This window comes from Wolbachia endosymbiont (group A) of Bibio marci, from assembly GCF_947251645.1.
Lineage (GTDB): Bacteria > Pseudomonadota > Alphaproteobacteria > Rickettsiales > Anaplasmataceae > Wolbachia.
Window position 1 is genome coordinate 21367 of the sequence record NZ_OX366364.1, and the last position, 20040, is coordinate 41406.

Here is a 20040-nt window from a genome sequence, read left to right on the forward strand (position 1 = left end):
TGAAAAGGAAATTATGAACAAGAGAAGGAATTTGTTAAACATCTCAGACCTTACAGTCGATGATGTAGAAAATATAACTAAGTTGGCCAACCAGTACCTTAAAAAAGAAGCTGCAAATAGTCATATCTTGGAAAATAAGACAGTAATAAATTTATTTTTTGAAGATTCAACGCGTACACTTGCGTCTTTTGAAATAGCAGCAAGAAGCCTTGGAGCAAATGTTGTAACTTTGCCAATAAGATCTTCTTCTATTAACAAGGGAGAAGATCTAAAAGACATGATCAAAACATTAAATGCAATGAATCCTGATTACATGATAATCAGGCAAAAAAATAGCGGTACTGTTAATATGCTGGCTAAGAATGTTAGCTGCTCGCTAATCAACGCAGGCGATGGAAGCAGTGAACACCCAACTCAAGCTCTTGCAGATTATCTTGTAATCATCAATCATAAAAAGCAAATAAAGGACCTCAAAGTTGTGATATGTGGAGATATTCTGCACAGTAGAGTTGCAAGATCAAATATAAGATTGCTAAAAATGTTTGGAGCAAAAATATGCTTGGTCGCACCACCAACTTTGATTTGTAAGCATTTTCCTGAAGTAGATTCAGTCCATTATTCATTAATTGAAGGTATAAAGGATGCTGACGTAATTATGCTTTTGAGGCTGCAGAAAGAGCGCATGAATAATAGTTCTTCAGAGAAAGAATATTTTCATTTGTATGGACTTGATTCACAAAAGCTATCATACGCAAAACCAGATGCGATTGTTATGCACCCAGGGCCAATAAACAGAGGGATTGAGCTTAGCAGTGATGTAGCAGATTGTGTTATTTTACAGCAAGTAGAATTCGGATTGGCAATACGTAAGGCAGTGCTGCACTATTATAGGCCTTGTTAATATTAAAAGATGCTATACAACTAATGCAAAAAGGGGGGCATGAAATGACAAGGCTTGTAAATGGTTTGAGAATGGCTGCTAAGATGTTAAGGCCGAGGATATGGTGTGGAAGTTTTTACGAAAGCCTGAAGTCAATCAACAACCTTGCAGAACGGCAAATTAGACGGCTATCGTAAAAACAGCTTTTTCACCTGGTCAGAACGTGGGGAAAGGTTCGTGGAAAGAATGTTGTCAATATTTTTGAATCACGTCTCAATGGCCAAAATCCCTTCCAAAAGTTACGGTATCCGTTCAGCCAATGGCGTCAACTTAAGAGTCTTCATTAGCAAACCCTCCTATGGATTTTCTGAAAAGTTTTTGAGTATATTGTATTTTTAATTTGTAAAATAAGATTTTTTCCTTTCTGCACGTCTCGTCTAAAAAGGACACATTTTAAACTTTTTTGTTGAAATAAAATAGAAACAAAAGTGCTGTTTCTTGCACTCTTTGGATAATTTAATGATAAAAAATTTAGAGAGAAGTTTTACACACAATCACTGATATTTTCCCTTAAGTTGACGCCATTGGCTGAACGGATACGACAGAACCACACCGGCTTCTATAGCTCCGCTTCTGTCATCCTATGGCTTACTGTACGAACATTGCAATATGGCACATAGTAAACGATGTCATTCCAGTCTGAAATCCAGCTTTTTCATAATCATCAAAACGTTGTATTTTAACATAAAACGGCTACTTTTATGCTTACCAACTTAATAAAATTCCTGAATCCAAGTAGTCAGGGCACTGGGATGACACCACTTTTGCTTAAAAACCTCAATATTTGTACAATTGTGCTAGATTCCCTGCACAACTTGCTTCAAAATTTCCTCCTGTTGCTGAGCATGGACACTAGCATAGCCACATGCAGGAGATGCAGCAGTAGGTCTTGCGATACACTTAGGTCTTTTTGCTTGAATATCGAGATTGGACAACACTTCTTCTATCAATGGGTTGACAAAAAACCATCCTCCCATATTTTTTGGTTCTTCTTGACACCATATAATTTCAGCGTTTTTGTACTTTTCAAGTTCACTGCTTAGTTTATCGGCAGGAAATGGATAGAATTGTTCTAAACGTATTATTGCTATATCGTTTACCTTTTGTACCTCACATACTTCAATTATGTCGTAATAAACTTTACCACTGCATATTACAACTTTACGTATTTTATCATTCGAAACTAAACCTGTTCTATATTCTGGGATTACCGTGAGGAATGTTCCTTCAAAGTCAGATAGGTTAGAAACTGCTCTTCTATGACGCAGTAGCGATTTAGGTGTAAACACTACCAGAGGCTTACGAAAGTCTCTATGCATTTGTCTGCGTAAGACATGGAAGTAATTTGCCGGAGTGGAACAATTAACCACCTGCATATTATCTTCTGCGCAGAGTTGCAAAAATCTCTCTATACGCGCGGAGCTATGCTCAGGTCCTTGCCCTTCATAACCATGAGGCAGCAACAAAACTAGACCGCTTGATCGCAACCACTTTGTTTCTGCAGATGCGATAAACTGGTCGATCATAATTTGTGCACCATTTGCAAAATCACCAAATTGTCCTTCCCAGAGCACCAGTGAATACGGAGAATCAAGACTATATCCATATTCAAAGCCCATTACAGCATACTCTGATAAAGCGCTATCTATGACCTCAAAGTGAGCTTGCTTTTCATTTATATTGTTTAGCGGAATAAACGCTTCTTCTGTTACCTGATCAACAAGCCTTGAATGACGGTGCGAGAAAGTCCCACGACCAGAATCTTGTCCTGATAAACGCACTTCTATTCCTTCTGTGAGCAGTGATGCAAACGCAAGACTTTCGGCAGTTGCCCAGTCTATATTACTACCGGAATTTATACTGTCTATTCTGCCATCAAGTATTTTTCTAACCTTATTGTTAATGTTAAAGCTACTTGGGATGTTGCTATTTATATGCACACCTAATTTTTTCAACTCATCTGGCGGAACACCAGAATCCGTGTAGTATTCGCTCAAATCGTTCAGCTTTGCTCTTCTTAATTTTGACCACACTCCACCGAACCAGTCAGCTTTTTTTGGAGTATAAGCCGCTGATTCAGCAAGACTTTTATCTAATTTTGCCCTGAATTCACTGCGTAATTTATTTACCTCATCACCGCTTAATACTTTCTCTGCAGTCAATTTTTCTTCATACAATGTTCCAGGAGTTTTATGTTTTGATATCAGCTTATACATAAGTGGCTGAGTGAAATTCGGTTCATCTCCTTCATTATGGCCGTATTTGCGGTAGCATATTATGTCAATCACTACGTCCTTTTTAAATTTCTGCCTATATTCCATCGCCAGACTTGCAGCAAAACTCACAGCTTCCGGGTTATCTCCATTAACGTGAAACACTGGGGCTTCTATTGATTTTGCTATGTCAGTGCAATAAAAAGAGGATCGTGCGCAGCATGGGTTAGCAGTAAAACCAACTTGGTTATTAATGACAATGTGCACAATGCCATCCACCTTATAGCCTTCAATATTGCTTAAGGTTAGAGTTTCAGCAACCACTCCTTGACCAATGAAAGCCGCATCACCATGAATTGATATGCCAAGCACAGATCTCATATTTTGCTTTGCTCTTATTCTTCCAGCCAAAACCGGATTTACCGCTTCAAGGTGAGATGGATTAGGGCATAAACTTAAATGTATTTTCTTACCACCAGCAAGTGTTCGATCAGAAGAGTAACCAAGGTGATATTTAACATCACCAGAAACCTCAAGACCACCCGGATATGCAAGATTGCCTTGAAATTCAGATAACATTGCGGAGTATTCTTTGCCCATAACTTTGGTTAGAACATTGAGTCGTCCGCGGTGAGCCATACCAAGGACTATTTCTTCAATACTAAAAGCTGCAGAATCACTAATAATTTTTTCAATAGCAACAATAGCTGACTCTCCACCTTCGATGGAAAAACGTTTATATCCAGGAAATTTCATATGGAGAAATTGCTCGAACATCTCAGATTCGATCAAGTGCCTCAGTATTTCCTTTTTATCTTGTAAACTCAGCGTATAGGTTTGATTTTCGATCTTTTCCTGCAGCCACATTCTCTCCTCATAAGAGGAAATATGCATAAATTCAAAGCCAATATTCTTGCAGTAAATATCTTTATAGATTTTAGTATCATCCGTAGGAGAAAGATTCGAGTATTTTTGATAATCTATTTCTTGACTTTCATTCGGTGATAACGGATTAAGGTCTGCAAAAAAATGGCCGTAAGACCTGAAAAAATTTGCTAAACTAGGAACTGAATCATCCACCTTAGTTGCATTGCAGGGCTCCGCTTTGTTAATTTCTAAATTGCTTGAAAAAATTCTATACCAATCTTCCCCGATTGATTTATCGCCCTGTAGATAACGGCTATACATTTCTTCCACAAATTCTGCATTATCACCATAAAGGCAGCTTAAATTCGACATAATCACTATAAAAAGTATCAAATACTTATAAGTATAACTTAAGTTTTTTAAAAAAGAACTTTTTTGATGCCCGCGAATTAAGCTCACGACTGCACAAACATCATGATTTGTAGGTAATCCGCGTAGCAGGCGATGTCATTCCAGTGCTTGACACTGGAATGGCTTTGTTGCATCGCTAGCTATGATGGATTAAAGATAAAAAAGATGGAGAATATCAGTAGCTTATTATTCTGGTATTTATAACAAGAACGGTCAGTGAATACCTAAATTTGAGTAAAAGAAATTTCACTACCACTCACTAATCCGGCTAAAATTCAAGAATTTCAATGCTTTAGCTATTTTCAATAGAATTAAGTTTATTAATATAAATAATAAATTACTATTCTTAAATTTGATCAGATTGATTGCAAAAAAACAAGATTTTCAATAGGTTGCTTATAATCCTAACTATAGTAGCCTTTCATAAGTAGCGATGCAACAAAGCCCACTGGAATCCAGCCTTTCTGCAATCTCATCGAAAACGTTGTGTTTTAAATAAGATTAGCTACTTTCTATGCTAGTTTGCTTGCTTACAATCTGGATGCCAGTGTCTGGGCACTGGCATGACACCCTTCTTGGTAGAGATTGCTCTTAAATAACAATTCTCGTACAGTTGTGATTAAGCTAATGCATTGTCAATTCTTTTAGAATTGTCCTCGGCATTTAGCCCAACATTATTTACTACTTTTTCAGTAATAACTTCAGCAAATTCAGGAGAAGGTTCTTTTGTTTTTGCAAAAAATGCTGCCTCTAAGGCCCTATATGTACAGAATAATATAGCAAATATACAAATAGGTATTTCATAATTACTTAGTTTATAAATAGACGAAACGTGGATTATCATGCATGAAGTAAAACAAGTGGCAAATAACCCGTAAGTAAAAAGGTAATGACGGTCAACGCCACCATATTGCACCATTAATTTTTTAATCTTATTATTGCCATGCAACATAAATGTACGCTTCAAGATGTTGCTTTCAGTACACTCTATAACTCTAATACTGTCTTCTACTAATGTATTGGGATCTGCACCATATTTTAGCAATAGCTCTGTAATCTTAATGTAATTTTCTTTATTACTATCATTCGTATGCGAAAAAATAACGGTAAGCAATGGTAGAAAATTGTTTGGCCCGCTTGATAAATTAGGGTTCGCCTTGTATTTTAAAAGTATTTCTACAACATCAGCACGACCCATCGAACATGCAGTAAGTAATGGTGTATAATCCTTTGATAAGTCAGGGTTTGCTTTGTGTTTTAAAAGCAGTGTTACAATATCAGTGTAACCAGAAGGCAAGCAATATATAACGGTGAATTATCAAATGTTGTAAAGTTCTTTTCGTTAATATAATCACCAAACTCTTCGCCTTCACCACTTTTAAACCTAGAAAGTAACTTTTCTAAAAAATCCTTTTGCTTATTGAAAATAGCAAAGTGCAAAAGAATTAATAAATCATCGGTAGAACTAACTCTATCTAAATCTTCACCACTAAATGTTGTAGCTTCTTTTACATCATTTCCGGTAAGAAAATTATATGCAGCACCTAATTCTTTAAATTTCTCCTCGTTTTGTTTTTGCACATCCTTACTTGCACCTGAATGTTTATCAGGATGATATTCAAGGGCTAATTTTCTATACGCTGTTTTGATTTCTTGTTCACTGGGATTATTACTTTCACTAAAGCCTAATATTTTTAAAGCTTCATTTTTATCCATAACTACCCCTACTAATAGTGTTGAAGTTGAGTATAACCCAAAATTTCAAAAAGCAAAGCTTTTTATGTCAAATTGTGCCTGTTGCACAATTCCATAACTGCACGAACATTGTAATTTGATAGATTGGGAAAGGGTGTCATCCCAGCGCCCTGACTACTTGGATCCAGAAAAAAGAATGGTGTCATGAAAGTAGCTGACACTGGTTCCTTTATGACGGTGTCATCCGAGTAGCCCCTTCGGTGTCATTCCAGTGCTTGACACTGGAATCTAGTCTTTATTATGCAGCCACTTATTTAAAGTTAAGTTTTCTGGATCCCAGTGTCAAGCACTGGGATGACATCATCCTTTTTTTTGGATTCCAGCGTCACGCGCTGGAATGACATCACAGGGGCACTGGAATGACACCTCTCTTGGGCTCTTTTAGCTACAAACATTAAGAAATTTACCAAACGAAAAAAAGGCAAAAGAAACCCTAGTCATTGTCTATTTTCAGTATTTGGCGTTTTTTAAGTCTTAAACGCTGCAATTTAGCTGCTTTTAAGTGCAACTAACTTTAGCTAAAATGTTTAAGAAATTTACTAAGCAGAAAAAAAGGCAAAAGAAACCCCGTGGTAATTAGTGTTCACTCCCTAATCCTGCAAATTGGCGTACTATACTGTCTTAAACGACTTATAAGCGCGTTTCAGCTTATATGGGTAAAAACCCAGAAATATTGTGAAGACATAAGGTGCACATAGTGCGAAAAATTAAAAATAAGACGCCAAGTACGTTGTTTTTTTGCTGTTTAATCTGCACAGATGAAGATAACTGAATACCTTCAGTACCATGATAAGGGCGCTGGCGGAGTTTGTCAAGTAGGTTTTTCGTTTCTAACGATTGTTAACATGCTGCAAAAAACTATGCAAGAGGTCTACCACTTTATTAGGTATTTGTGCAGTTATTGGTGTTATCAAGATACTCCCTAATCTTCTTCAAATCCTCCCAGGCTAAACGTTTTTGTGCCGGTTGGCGAAGTAGGTAAGCTGGATGAAATATAGCGGCTGTGGTGATTGAATTGGACAAATATTGGTTAGTGTACGTATGAAATCTACCACGCAAATTCGATATAGTTTTTGTGCTGTCAAGAAGGCTATAACACGCAATTCCCCCGACCAAAATTAGAATTTGCGGTGAAACCAGTGCAACATGCTTCTCAACAAATGGTCTGCACATATCAAGCTCTAGGTCGGTTGGCTTTCTATTGCCAGGTGGGCGCCAAAATACAGTATTGCTTATGTATACCTTAGTGCGATCAAGATTGATTGCATTTAACATTTTATCGAGCAACATTCCACTTGCACCACAAAATGGTATGCCTTGAAGGTCTTCATTTGCCCCTGGAGCTTCACCAACGAGCATAATTTTTGCGTTTGGATTACCATCGGAAAAAACAGTATTAGTTGCAGTTTTTTTTATCTCACAACCTTCAAATGATTCAACTGCACTTCTTAATTCATCCACACTACTACATTTACCTGCAAGTTTCCTTGCTTCAATTATCCAGTCACTTGGAAACATGTCTTTCCCATCTTTAGTGTCATTCCAGCGCGTATCTGCATCTTTCTTCTGGGTCCCAGTTTGGATAACAGAGGGTTGCACACTCTCTTTGCTCTCCAACTTTTTTTCCTCTTCATCCTCTGTTAGTGTGCAATCAACGCCCACTTCATGGTAGAATTTTAATAATTCTAGGTCTTCATTGCTCATAATGCTTTTTAACCTTCTGTGCTTTTTTCATGGCCATATCATACTTCAACTTAGATAAATGTCTAATATATAACATGCCGTTTAAGTGATCTAATTCATGCTGAATACACCTTGCAAGCCAACCACTAGCTTTTAGTGTTTGTTCTTCATTATCTAAGTCTTTATATTTCACAGTTAAATACTTTGGACGCTTAATTTCATAGCTTTGCTCTGGAATTGAAAGGCACCCTTCTTTGAGAATCACTTGTTCATCGGATAATCCCGTAATTTCTGGATTAATCATGCAAAATTTGCCAGTTGATTCATATCCTGCTGGCTCATTTTCAATTGTTTCTAGCTGAATGTCCATAACAAAAATTCTCTTTAACACTCCAACTTGCACTGCAGCAAGGCCAAGACCTTCTGCATCGTACACAGTTTCGAACATGTCATTTACTAATTCTTTAATTTTATCGTTTATATCTGTTACTTCACTGGCACGTGTGATTAGTCTTTCATCAGGAGCAATTACAATTGGTAATATGGACATAAAAATTATAATTCTATGTTTTGTTTTTCCTTTTGTCCAGAATTTAGGGTATATTAAAATGTTGCTATATCTATAATAGAAATATAAATTATTAAAGAAAGCTACAATTTAAATGAAATTGCGTAATAAGGTTAACTAATGTACTCTGCAGTAATAGCAAAACCAAAGAGAAACGTTTTTGCTGTTTTAGACATAGGTACAACAAAGATTATTTGTCTAATTGTTAAGATAAATGGCAACTTCAGCTATAAAGTAACAGGAACGGGTTATAAGATTGCAGAAGGTGTAAACGGTGGGTCGATAACTAATGTAAAATACGCAAATTACTCCATCTCATCAACTATAGGTTTAGCTGAGCAAGTATCAGAAGAAACTATAGACCAGATATATGTGAACATTGCTGGATGTGGCATCTCATCTTTCAATGTACATAATGAAATTATTGCAGCTAACCATGAGATTTCTGAGCGTGATATAAGACGTGTAGTTTTTCAAACATTTGAGAAATATATTGAAGACAATGTTATCATTCACAATATACCACTGAAATATCACTTAGATGACATGACTGACATAAAAGAGGTTGGTGGATTGTACGGAAAAAGACTATCTGCTGATGTTAATGTTGTCACTGCTTCGCGTCCAGCGCTTACCAATATTGAAAACTGTATTACCAATAATGGTGGATTAAATATGGCAGGTTGTATTGCTTCTGCATATTCTGCAGGTCTTGCCTGTCTGAGTGGAGATGAAAAAGAGCTCGGGACTGCTATTGTTGATATAGGAGGCGGATGCACTGCAATTGGAATTTTCAAAAGAGGGAAACTTGTGTATGCAAGCAGCGTTCCAATTGGTGGTGTTCATATCACTCGAGATATTGCTTACGGGCTATGCACAAGCATAGAACGTGCAGAGTATATAAAAATACTGTATGGTAGCACTATCGTAACTTCAATAGATGAGAATGAGTACATTACAGTGCAAAACAACGAAAATGATGAACCTACTCAAGTATTCAAATCTGAGCTTATTAACATCATAAGACCAAGAGTTGAAGAAATACTTGAAATGGTAAGAGAGCAATTTCAAGAGCAGAAAGATCCAATTAATAAAGTAGTGATCACAGGTGGAACTAGTCAACTCACAAGCATGAAGGAAATTGCAGGCTATATATTCAATAAACAAGTTCGAATTGGGTGCCCTGAATCTCTTAGTGGCCTTGATGGCGAGTATAATAAAAATCCCGTATTTTCTGCTGCTATAGGTTCTATAAAGCTAATAGTTGACACTTTTTATAAAAATAATTCTGGTATTTTAGGTCAGGATGGTAAAATGAGTAAATTGTATAATTGGGTTAAATCAAAAGTTACAGTCTAGATTTCTGTTTTACCACTTGTCATACAAATGACTTGACACTAGGATCCATAGGACTTATTTTTATAATATGTAAAGTTATTATGTTTATGTACTTGCGAGTAAGCGTAAAAGATCACCAATTACAATAAGACATGGAAAATATGAACATAACTATACACTCACAAGAAGATTTTGAATTTATGCACAAGGCTGGCAGGCTTGCTGCTGAAACTCTTGATTTCATTGCACCATACGTAAAGGTAGGGGTGACAACTAGTGAGTTAAATGATCTATGTCATGACTTTATAATTAATGCAGGTGCAATTCCAGCACCACTAAACTATAGGGGGTATCCAAAATCAATTTGCACTTCAAAAAATGCAGTTGTGTGCCATGGTGTTCCCGATGATAAACCGCTTAAAGATGGAGATATTTTGAATATTGACGTTACGGTGATTTTAAATGGCTGGCATGGTGATACAAGTCGCATGTTTTGGGTTGGCAAGCCATCAATAAAAGCAAAACGTTTGTGTGACGCTACTTATAATGCATTGATGGAAGCAATTAAACAAGTTAAGCCCGGCAATAAGCTAAATGAAATAGGGCTTGCTATAGAGAAATATATTAGAGGTTTTGGATATTCTATCGTACGCAGCTACTGCGGACATGGTATAGGAAAAGTCTTTCATGCTCCACCGAATGTAGTGCATTTCTATGATCAAGATGAAAATCTCGTCTTGAAGGAAGGTATGTTTTTTACAATAGAGCCAATGATTAATGCTGGAAAACATGAGACTCTGCTCAGTAAACTCGATGACTGGACAGTAACAACACGCGATCTTTCACTTTCTGCTCAATTTGAGCATACGATTGGAGTAACAAAAGATGGTGCTGAAATATTCACATTATCACCTAAGAATTGGCATTTCCCACCTTATAATTAGATTTTTTTAAATTCTGCTATACTGCAACTATACTTGGTTTACTTTGGGTGATTTTGAAGAAAGCTCACCCTTAATTTGCGATATAGCAACTAGCCCAATTAATGCACAGAAAATCATGTAAAAACTAGCTGAAGTCTCTTGTCCTGTAACCTTGATAATTGTTGTGCATATAAATGGTGCAAGGCCACCAAAAAATCCAGCAGCTATATTTCTTGATAAACCAAATCCGCTGTACCGAACCTTTGTTGGAAATAATTCGCACATAAGTGCACTGACAGGACCAAGCGATGCAGCTATTGGAATTATAAAAAGAATGTGTGCCATAAAAGTGAGCAAGTAATCGCCAGTACATAACATTGAAAAAACTGGATAACTTACTATTACAAAAGTTATAAATGCAAACTTCATAACTTTTTCTCTTCCTATCTTATCAGAAAGTATAGCAAATAATATTGTCAATCCTCCAAGCGCAATTTGACTCAGTATTTCCACTATATGATTAAAATGAGTATTTACTGTTAATATTTTATTCGTAAGCACATTGAAAAATACCAAATATATATAGAGAGACGCATTTTCAACCAAGTCAATACCTATTGATATTAGAACAGGCTTTTTGTAATTGTTTAATAACTCTTTTAATGGCAATTTAGACGGATTTTTTTGTCTTTTATACTCTGGGCTTTCATCAAGTATATATCTCATATATATGCTGATTAATCCCATTGCTAAACTGAAAATGAAAGGTAATCTCCACCCCCAAGATTCAAAATCAGATACTTTTTTGCATATGAGTACCGCTATCAGGCTTAATACTGAACCAAAAATTGCGCTTAATACTTCAATGCTGCCAAAAAATCCTTTTTTGTTTTTAGGAGCGTGTTCTATTAAAAATGGTGCATTTCCTGCTTCTCCCCCAAGGGATATACCCTGCAATAACCTTAAACACACTACCAGCATTGACGCTAGTATTCCAATGCTTTGATAACCTGGAACAAAAGCAATTAATACGGTTGATAAAGTCATTAATATAATCGAGAGCAATAAGGCAACTCTTCTGCCATGCTTATCACCAATGTGACCAAATATGGCAGCGCCGACTGGTCTCATTAAGAAACCCACTGCAAACACTCCAAAAGCCTTCAATACGCTGGTTAGTTGATCATCCGATGGAAAAAACACACCACCTATTATGTTTATTAAGTGGCCAAAAAGCATGTGGTCATACCACAATAAAGTGTTACAAATCAAACTCGAGAATATTGCTTTTGTTATTTGCTGCATAATTTTCTATAGTTTGTTTAGTATTTAGTAATATACATTACTTTTTTTTATATAATAGAAAAATTTGAACATTATATTAATAATAGTATCTTATTGAATCTTAATATTTTTATATCATTGACTATATTCAAGTATTTTTATATTATTGCCTATATACTTCCATGAAATATCATGTTTTAGTGGGAAGTTATTTTTATTTGTATGCACAGAGTCTCTTGATGGAGCACTATGACACACACTCCAGTTTTGTTAAAAGAGATGCTATCACTACTATCACCGCAGGATGGTGGTATATACGTAGACGCCACATTTGGAGCTGGAGGGTATAGCAAAGCAATATTGGAGTCAGCTGATTGCAAGGTATATGCAATTGATAGAGATGAAACGGTAACTAAGTTTTATGATGATTTAATCGTTAGATATCCCGATAGAATAAAACTATTCATTGAGAAGTTTAGTAATATTAAAAGTATACTAAGCAGTGTTGAGTCATCTTCTGTCATCCCAGTACTTGATACTGGAAAAAATAACTGGTCACATGCTGGGATGACATCAAACGGAGTGGATGGGGTGGTCTTTGACATCGGAGTTTCATCTATGCAGCTTGATAATGGAGATAGAGGGTTCTCATTTTTACATGATGGCCCACTCGATATGAGCATGGATAACTCTTCTTATATAAACGCTTCAACGTTTGTTAACGCTTTACGCGAAGAAGAAATTGCAAATACTATATATAACTACGGAGGAGAGCATCATTCTCGCAAAATTGCAAGAGCAATAGTAAATGCACGGAAGAAGAAAACTATCAAAACTACATTTGAGCTTGCGGATATTGTACGTTCTGTGGTGTTCCGTGGAAAAAGCAAAATTGATCCTGCAACCAGAACATTTCAGGCAATCAGAATATGGGTAAACGATGAGCTGGGAGAACTTGAAAAGGGCATTAAAGCTGCATCTGAGATTTTAAGTGAGAATGGCAAATTAATTGTCGTCACCTTTCATTCCTTAGAAGATCGTATAGTCAAAACTTTTTTTAAAGATTTATGTGCTACTGATTGCAAGACATTCTCTCTTCTAAATAAAAAAGTGATCAAAGCAAGTATAGAAGAAGTAAGTGCAAATCCGCGTTCACGCTCAGCAAAACTAAGAGCTATACAGAGGTTGTCATGAGAACTTTCTGCATCATCTCAATAGTTATGTTTTTTCTTAGCATTGTAGGACTATTTAAGGTAAAATTACATGTTCAGTCGTTAAATAGAGAGCTAATAAAAATAAAAAGTGAAATTAATTTAGTACAAAGTGATATAAAAGTTTTACAAGCAGAATGGAGCTATTTGAATAATCCAAAAAGACTTGCAAGCCTTGTAAAGAAATACCTGAAAAATAACTCTTTAATACTGGCTAGCCAGGTTAAAAATCTTGACTCTTTAAATGGCCGCAGCGTGCTAGCACAACTTAAAACCCAGAATTAAATTGGTTATACTAAGCCTTACCTTTTACAGACAAGCACACCATAATAAACCTTACTTTAGTATGAAGTTGCTTGCGTAAGATTTTGGCAGCCTCTTAACATTTTTTGGCATTTCAATTACGTATTTAACGTTGCGTTTTTTTGCGTAGAATACTGCTTTTTCAAGAGAATCAAACTTTAATACAATCTGTTTTTTTGGATCTTTTGAGCCAACCCACCCCATTAAAGGTTCAATGTAGTAAGAGCCAGATTCAATTTTTAGGTGCCAGAATTTTGTATTACCTAAACCAGATTGTGTTGCAGTTCTTGTTGGTTTATAAATCCTAAAAACTACTTTATTATCAATGCCCATAGTTCTTGTTAAATAAGCTTAAATATATATCTAAATAAATCCTTTCACAAACAATTAGTATGAAAGAATGAAGTTTGAAATAAATATTTTTATGTTATATTATTATTAAATTATATTAAAAGGATTAGCTGAATAGGAGTAACCAATGACGCAACAAGAAATAGTAACAATTAATGCAGAGTTACGTGATATAACAAAAACAAAAGCGATGCATTCTCTAAGGAAGAAAGGAAACATTCCTGGGATCATATATGGAAAGGGCCATGATAATGTAAATTTGACATTGTCTGCAAAGGAATTCACGAAGCAATATAAATCAGGCTCTCTTTCTGCACATTTGATAGAGCTGAATATTTCGGGCAAAAAGGAATATGCTCTTGTTCGCGATATCCAATTGCATGTAGTGAAGGATACTGTGCAACATGTTGATTTTCAATTTGTTGATAAAGGCAGCGAAATTAAAATAGACATACCTCTATCATTTGTGAATGAAAGTAAAGCTCCAGGAATCAAGTTAGGTGGAGTGATTAATGTTTTGTGTCGTTCTATTGCTGTTAAATGCTCTCCTGATAAAATACCTCAGGTTATTGAAGTTGATTTATCCGGTAAAATGATTGGCCAGTCTATACATATTAATGATGTAAAATTACCAGAAGGTGTTAAGTTTGTAGCTCATGAAGAAGAAAATTTTACCATTGTTACAATTTCTGCTGCCGATAGTGACGTTGAAAAACCTCAAGCAGAAACAGAGGAATAGTGCATCTGATAGTTGGGCTTGGTAACCCTGGCAGTCAATATGAGCTAACTCATCATAATATTGGCTTCATCACCGTTGATACAATCTGCAAATATTGGAATTTCCAGTCGTTCTCTAAAAAAGCCGATTATCTAATAACCTCTGGCATGATTAATGATAATAAAATCATGTTAATAAAGCCTTATTCATTTATGAATAATTCTGGCATCCCTGTTGCAAAAATACGAAACTTTTACAAATTGTCGCTAGATAATATCGTTGTCATACACGATGACGCTGATTTGGAACTTGGAAGAATAAAAATAAAGAAAGGTGGTAGCTCTGCTGGACATAATGGACTTAAATCCATAGATAGTTTTATTGGCAACGATTATTGGCGCTTGAGATTTGGAGTGGGTAGACCTGAAGATCAAAGAAGCTTAGCAGATTATGTGTTATCAAAATTTTCAAATTTTGATAATGTTACTCCCTTAGTAGAGAAAATAGCGAAAAATATACACTTAATGCTGCAAGGAGATAATACAGCTTTTATCAATTTGATTGTATAATATTACGAAACACAAAACTAAATTTCACACAATTAAAATAACAGATTTCTTGCACTACCTCCCAAGCCACAACTGTCATTCAGTAGAAACAAAAACTTCCTTGACAAGCTTCGCCAGCCCCCTTATCATGAAACTGAAGCTATTGTGTTTGCTTTCGCCAATCTGCAGATTAAAAGGTAAGGATTACTTAATGTATCGGCGTCTTATGTTTAATTTTTTGCAGTATATAGATACTGTATGTCTTTACAAAACTTCATCTACATCTAGATTTTTATCTAAATAAGCTGAACGCGCTTATAAAGCGTTACAAGACATCAAAAAATGCCAATACTCGACAGAGATAGTAAAAGACTAGCTAACTCGGGGATTCTTTGTCTTTTTTTCTGCTTAGTAAATTTCTTAAACATTTGCAGCGTAAGTTAGTTGCAATTAAAAGCAGCTAAATCTTGCTTATCAAGCGTTTAAAACATAAAAAACGCCAATATTTTAAAGCGGATAATAACCACGGGGCTTCTTTTGCCTTTTTTTTCGTTTGGTAAATTTCTTAAATATTTATGACTAAAAGAGCCCGTGAAGGGTGTCATTCCAGTGCTTGACACTGGAATCCAGCTTTTTCATAATCATCAAAACGTTGTACTTTAACATAAAACGGCTACTTTTATGCTTACCAACTTAATAAAATTCCTGGATCCCAGTGGGCTTTGTTGCATAGCAACCGAAAAAATCTGGTGGCTACTGACAAAATTCATTATAAATAACCATTTAACTGTTGAAGAAAAAATATGCCACAGAAAATGAAAGTCAGCAACCAAAACGAATATAACAAATTCCTTGAAAAAAGGGGAAATATTTTTCGTTACATCGATGAAGCTATCGAAAATTGGTATGAAAATAGTCCAAAAATGCAGGGCGGCAACTATATTTACAGTGATAAAGTCGTAATTTTGGTGCATATAATTGTCAATCTTTTTAGAATTGGTTTAAGACAAACGGTGGGGTTTATAAAAGGATATCTGCAACAAATAGGAAAAAATTTGGCAGTTATCAGCTATTCACAAGCATCAAGAAGGTTTAAAAAACTTAATATTAAGATAAATGATTGCAGGGTTGATAAAAGCAACATGGAAAATATTGAAATTATCATAGATAGCACAAGTATCAGCATTTACAGTAACACTCCTGGCCACAGTAAGGAAAACAGTGCAGATAGAAAGTACCGAAGCTACGAGCAAGTAAGAAAGTTACATGTTATGTTAAGTGTGAATAGTAAAAAAGCTATAGCTGCAAGATACAGTAATGGCGTCTACTCTGACCACTATGGAGCTTGCGATTTGCTTGAAGAAGTTAATTTTCAGCACAAAATAAAAGCATTATATGCAGATAGGGCATACGATAGGCACAAACTTTATAAATTGTGTAAGAAATACGATATAAAGACAAAAGTTCTACCAAAAAAGGATGCAGCAGAACATTCAAAAATAGATTATATGTCTGACAGAAATGCTGCTATTAGGTTAATAAAATTATATGGACAAGATGGTGTAAAAGAGTGGAAAAAGGAAGCAATTTATGGAAAGAGATCTTACATAGAAGGATTTTTCTCAAGGTTGAAGCAAGTATTTGGATTTAGCTTTAGGAATAAATCTGAAGTAAATCGTGAAAAAGAATTACTAATTAAGTGCTATTTGCTCAACAAATTCACTGATATTGGTATGGCTAAATTTGAAATCATTACATAAATTTGTCGTAAACCATCACTGCTTAAGGTGCTATGCAACAAAGCCATCCCAGTGTCTGGGCACTGGGATGACAAGAGAAGGTACTGGATGACACCCTGACAACCGTCATCCCGCTACGTGTTAGCGGCTAAGAGATACCACGGCGGCATGACGTAGAGCTCGCATTAGCTATACTTTTATACTCACCAACTCAGCTGGATCCAAGTAGTCAAAGCACTGGAATGACAATGTGGAGTGTCTGCTTCTGTCATCCTATGATAGGATCCAGTCTAAAAAAAAAGACCTGGATTGTATCTTAAAAAGAGTCAAAAGACTATAATAAGCAAAGGAGTGATACTGTGTCTGGGTAAAAACCGTTGGAATCTTAGTACACTCCTGGCTTAAAGCAAAATGTAGTATGAACGGTAGGTGGATCTAAAAGATCGAATTACAATCCTGTATACAACATTTGCATTGATTATATTTATAGGTAAAAAAATGGCTAGAATAAATTTTATGGGAGTAGATGTTTCCAAGGGAACATTGAATTAACGGCAAGCATAAGCGCATAGCAAACATGAATGGTGCTATATCTGGGTTTATAGAAACAAATATAGTCGATTTACCCATCAAGTTATGTGTAAACCGGCGGCTATGAAAAGCTCATTGTAAAATTGTTGCAAGGTAACTGTCCATAAAGCTCACCCGAATCGGGTATATGCATTTGCCAAAGCTTGCAATCACTTCGCAAAAACTGACAAATTGGATGCTAAATTACTGGAGAAATACGCTGAATTTATCAGTAAAAACGGTGAAGTAAAAGGATGTACAAAAGCAAGAAGAATTAAAGGAGCTAGGAGCAGTTGAGCGTAATTTAAATCATGCAAATAAGTGTCGTCTGCAAAATGCAACGGGAAAAGCTAGAGAATATATAGAAAGACAAATAGAGTTTGCTGAAAAACAATTGAAGGAAATTAGGCAAGACATAGAAGACGTGATAGCTGAATTGAAAGGAAAAAATGAGCTTTTAATCAGCTATAAAGGTATTGGGTCAAAGACGGCGAGCGTTCTACTGACAGAGGTTTGGTAGATTAGAGAATAGAGAAATTGCATGCTTGGTTGGAGTTGCACCTAAAACTAGCGAAAGTGGAAGAAAAGTTGGCAAAGCTCAAATCAAAGGAGATGCAAGGAAAGCACTATACATGTCAGCTCTTGTTGCTATGCGCCACAACAGAAAAATGAAAGCAGCGTTTGATTGATTCTGGCAAAGCTGCTAAGGTTGCATTAGTTGCTGTCATGAGAAAAATTATCATTTGTTTAAATGCCATGATAAAAAATAACAATTTTTATCTTGACTCTTAAGACGGTAGATTCCAGTGTCTGGGCACTGGGATGACGGGAGAAGGAGACACTGCCATCATAAAGTGAAATGAGATCCCGCTAACACGTAGCGGGATGACGGGAAAAGAGGTACTGGGAGACATCCTTCCTGGTGTGCTTAAATAACAATGTTTGTACAAGTTGTGTGTCACGCGCTAGAATGACATCGTTTACTATGTAACATCTCATCATATCACAATGTTCGTACAGTTGTGGCGGTATGACGTAGAAAAACTGTTAACTTAAATCTATATTGACATGTCCCATTTTACGCTTATCTCTAACCTCTTTTTTCCCATATATGGTTAAACTAGCTTTTTCGTTGCTCAAATACTTATGAGAATCATATATATCATTACCTATTATATTTTTTGTCATACAAGGAAAGCGTAATACTACTTCCTGCATAGGTAGCCCGCATATTATCCTAACCAGCTGTTCAAACTGACTAACGTTACATGCATCCAAGCTCCAGTGGCAAGAATTGTGAGGTCTTGGAGCTAGTTCATTAACTAACAATTCGTTATCCTTAGTAATAAAAAATTCAATAGCCAGAATTCCTATTACATCAAGCGCATTTGCTATTTTCTTTGCAGCTCGTTGTACCTCTTGAGTTAATTTACTATCTATTTTAGCTGGCACTGTTGAAGTATCAAGTATTCCATCAACGTGGTAATTTTCTGCTATAGGAAAAAAAGCTACTTTACCGTTTTTATCTCTTGCAACGACTATTGAAACCTCTTTCAGTAAATCAACACTTGCTTCAAGAATGTACTCTGTATTCCAATCAAAGGAAGCAAATTGCTTCACTTCAGAATCATTCTCAAGCACATATTGCCCTTTTCCATCATAACCCATTTCTGTTGTTTTCAGCCTTGTTGGATAGCCAAAAGCTCTACTGCTTTTCAGTAGCTCATTATAATTTTGTATACTTTTGTATTCAGCAGTTTTTATACTCAAGCTTCTAATGAAATCTTTCTCTCTAAGCCTATTTTGCGCAATGTGTAACGCTTTTTTACCCGGATAAAAATTTACATCGATATCAATTGCACTACATGGAATATTTTCAGACTCAATAGTGACCAAATCCACACTCTGTGCAAAAGATTCAAGCGCTTTCTTATCAGAGAAATCTGCTATTGTGAAATCATCAGCAACAGAGCAAGCCGGATCGTCTTTAGCACTGGCAAAGACATGTGTTTTTTGTCCAAGTTTTGTTGCAGCGATAGCAGTCATTTTACCTAATTGTCCACCACCTATTATTCCTATTACTTTTTTGCTCAGCGCATCTGGTTCATTCATACTATAAATTGATATTTCCTAATTAAAGTATACTTGAAAAATCTATGAAAAAAGTATATAATTAAAATACCATCTTTTTATCATGAATATTCTATAATGATTCTAGAATACACACTAACTACCAACTTTGTTGAAGTTACAGTTTTACCAATTTACATTGAAGAGCAATCCATTCCTTATGAAAATTGCTATGTATGGATGTATAACGTTAAGATAAAAAACAAAAGCCAATCAACTATTCAATTGTTAAGTCGTCATTGGCAAATAATAGATTATAAGGGAAAAGTAAATGAAATTGCCGGAGTTGGTGTTATCGGAGAACAACCTGTGATAAAATCTGGAGAGGTATTCAAATACACAAGTGGAGCATACTTAAATGCACCTTCAGGAATAATGCAGGGTAAGTATGAATTTCTGAATGAAGAAAGCATAAAAATTTTTGAGGTTATGATACCACCCTTTTCTTTGGATAGTCCATACGTCAACACTAGACCCCATTAACTATC

General features: G+C 35.7%; 21 protein-coding genes and 1 pseudogene. 12 read left to right on the top strand and 10 right to left on the bottom strand.

Annotation, left to right across the window (positions count from 1 at the left end):
* Positions 1 to 13 precede the first annotated feature (13 nt).
* Together OPR48_RS00125 and OPR48_RS00130 are read left to right on the top strand one after the other, a co-directional pair.
* The gene (locus OPR48_RS00125; RefSeq protein ID WP_265026066.1) at positions 14 to 901 is read left to right on the top strand and encodes an aspartate carbamoyltransferase catalytic subunit; all 888 of its coding nucleotides are present in this window, start codon (positions 14 to 16) and stop codon (positions 899 to 901) included.
* Between the two features lie 44 nt (positions 902 to 945).
* Entirely contained in the window at positions 946 to 1077 is a 132-nt protein-coding gene (locus tag OPR48_RS00130) for a hypothetical protein (RefSeq protein WP_265026067.1), read from the top strand.
* A 660-nt stretch (positions 1078 to 1737) separates the two neighbouring features.
* On the opposite strand, the gene OPR48_RS00135 is transcribed toward OPR48_RS00130, so the two are convergent.
* The 7 genes from OPR48_RS00135 to def all read right to left on the bottom strand — a co-directional run bounded on the left by OPR48_RS00135 (position 1738) and on the right by def (position 8419).
* The gene (locus OPR48_RS00135) at positions 1738 to 4392 is read right to left on the bottom strand and encodes a 2-oxoglutarate dehydrogenase E1 component (RefSeq protein WP_265026068.1); all 2655 of its coding nucleotides are present in this window, start codon (positions 4390 to 4392) and stop codon (positions 1738 to 1740) included.
* Positions 4393 to 5050: 658 nt separating this feature from the next.
* On the bottom strand, positions 5051 to 5728 hold the full coding sequence (locus tag OPR48_RS00140; protein ID WP_265026069.1) for an ankyrin repeat domain-containing protein: 678 nt from the start codon (positions 5726 to 5728) through the stop codon (positions 5051 to 5053).
* Positions 5701 to 6147: a J domain-containing protein gene (locus OPR48_RS00145; protein ID WP_265026070.1), complete on the bottom strand. Its 447-nt coding sequence runs from the start codon at positions 6145 to 6147 to the stop codon at positions 5701 to 5703. Before OPR48_RS00145 ends, OPR48_RS00140 begins: the two co-directional genes overlap by 28 nt.
* A 62-nt stretch (positions 6148 to 6209) precedes the next feature.
* Positions 6210 to 6332 carry a hypothetical protein gene (locus OPR48_RS00150; RefSeq protein WP_265026071.1) on the bottom strand — a complete coding sequence of 41 codons (123 nt, stop codon included), beginning with the start codon at positions 6330 to 6332 and terminating at the stop codon, positions 6210 to 6212.
* 114 nt (positions 6333 to 6446) lie between these two features.
* Positions 6447 to 6596, bottom strand: coding sequence for a hypothetical protein (locus OPR48_RS00155; protein ID WP_265026072.1), 150 nt, complete (start codon positions 6594 to 6596; stop codon positions 6447 to 6449).
* A 472-nt stretch (positions 6597 to 7068) separates the two neighbouring features.
* Positions 7069 to 7890, bottom strand: a complete 822-nt coding sequence (locus OPR48_RS00160) for a uracil-DNA glycosylase (protein WP_265026073.1) — start codon at positions 7888 to 7890, stop codon at positions 7069 to 7071.
* A complete protein-coding gene (def, locus tag OPR48_RS00165; RefSeq protein ID WP_265026074.1) occupies positions 7880 to 8419 on the bottom strand; it encodes a peptide deformylase in 540 nt (179 codons plus the stop codon). The genes OPR48_RS00160 and def overlap by 11 nt, the downstream gene beginning before the upstream one ends.
* 138 nt (positions 8420 to 8557) lie before the next feature.
* Here def and ftsA point away from each other — a divergent pair, with 138 nt between their 5' ends.
* Positions 8558 to 9796, top strand: a complete 1239-nt coding sequence (gene ftsA / locus OPR48_RS00170; RefSeq protein WP_265026075.1) for a cell division protein FtsA — start codon at positions 8558 to 8560, stop codon at positions 9794 to 9796.
* A 140-nt stretch (positions 9797 to 9936) separates the two neighbouring features.
* Positions 9937 to 10719 carry a type I methionyl aminopeptidase gene (map, locus tag OPR48_RS00175; protein ID WP_265026076.1) on the top strand — a complete coding sequence of 261 codons (783 nt, stop codon included), beginning with the start codon at positions 9937 to 9939 and terminating at the stop codon, positions 10717 to 10719.
* 27 nt (positions 10720 to 10746) lie between these two features.
* Here the strand turns inward: map and OPR48_RS00180 are convergent, their stop codons facing one another.
* On the bottom strand, positions 10747 to 12003 hold the full coding sequence (locus OPR48_RS00180; protein ID WP_265026077.1) for an MFS transporter: 1257 nt from the start codon (positions 12001 to 12003) through the stop codon (positions 10747 to 10749).
* 228 nt (positions 12004 to 12231) lie between these two features.
* On the opposite strand from OPR48_RS00180, the gene rsmH reads away from it, so the two are divergent.
* Positions 12232 to 13176: a 16S rRNA (cytosine(1402)-N(4))-methyltransferase RsmH gene (gene rsmH / locus OPR48_RS00185; protein ID WP_265026078.1), complete on the top strand. Its 945-nt coding sequence runs from the start codon at positions 12232 to 12234 to the stop codon at positions 13174 to 13176.
* Entirely contained in the window at positions 13173 to 13478 is a 306-nt protein-coding gene (ftsL, locus tag OPR48_RS00190) for a cell division protein FtsL (protein WP_250295957.1), read from the top strand. Before rsmH ends, ftsL begins: the two co-directional genes overlap by 4 nt.
* Before the next feature lie 51 nt (positions 13479 to 13529).
* Here the strand turns inward: ftsL and OPR48_RS00195 are convergent, their stop codons facing one another.
* The gene (locus tag OPR48_RS00195) at positions 13530 to 13829 is read right to left on the bottom strand and encodes an ETC complex I subunit (RefSeq protein WP_265026079.1); all 300 of its coding nucleotides are present in this window, start codon (positions 13827 to 13829) and stop codon (positions 13530 to 13532) included.
* Positions 13830 to 13974: 145 nt separating this feature from the next.
* Here OPR48_RS00195 and OPR48_RS00200 point away from each other — a divergent pair, with 145 nt between their 5' ends.
* The 5 genes and pseudogenes from OPR48_RS00200 (at position 13975) to OPR48_RS07420 (ending at position 18214) form a co-directional block, all read left to right on the top strand.
* On the top strand, positions 13975 to 14586 hold the full coding sequence (locus OPR48_RS00200; protein WP_265026080.1) for a 50S ribosomal protein L25/general stress protein Ctc: 612 nt from the start codon (positions 13975 to 13977) through the stop codon (positions 14584 to 14586).
* On the top strand, positions 14586 to 15134 hold the full coding sequence (pth, locus tag OPR48_RS00205; RefSeq protein ID WP_265026081.1) for an aminoacyl-tRNA hydrolase: 549 nt from the start codon (positions 14586 to 14588) through the stop codon (positions 15132 to 15134). Before OPR48_RS00200 ends, pth begins: the two co-directional genes overlap by 1 nt.
* 660 nt (positions 15135 to 15794) lie before the next feature.
* A complete protein-coding gene (locus OPR48_RS00210) occupies positions 15795 to 15932 on the top strand; it encodes a hypothetical protein (RefSeq protein WP_265026082.1) in 138 nt (45 codons plus the stop codon).
* The gene (locus tag OPR48_RS00215; RefSeq protein ID WP_264735368.1) at positions 15917 to 16873 is read left to right on the top strand and encodes an IS5 family transposase; all 957 of its coding nucleotides are present in this window, start codon (positions 15917 to 15919) and stop codon (positions 16871 to 16873) included. The genes OPR48_RS00210 and OPR48_RS00215 overlap by 16 nt, the downstream gene beginning before the upstream one ends.
* Before the next feature lie 477 nt (positions 16874 to 17350).
* Positions 17351 to 18214: pseudogene (locus tag OPR48_RS07420) on the top strand (transposase).
* 255 nt (positions 18215 to 18469) lie between these two features.
* Here the strand turns inward: OPR48_RS07420 and OPR48_RS00230 are convergent.
* Entirely contained in the window at positions 18470 to 19534 is a 1065-nt protein-coding gene (locus tag OPR48_RS00230; RefSeq protein ID WP_265026084.1) for a 5-(carboxyamino)imidazole ribonucleotide synthase, read from the bottom strand.
* 99 nt (positions 19535 to 19633) lie between these two features.
* Between OPR48_RS00230 and apaG the strand changes: the two genes are divergently transcribed.
* The gene (gene apaG, locus OPR48_RS00235; protein WP_265026666.1) at positions 19634 to 20035 is read left to right on the top strand and encodes a Co2+/Mg2+ efflux protein ApaG; all 402 of its coding nucleotides are present in this window, start codon (positions 19634 to 19636) and stop codon (positions 20033 to 20035) included.
* Positions 20036 to 20040 lie beyond the last annotated feature (5 nt).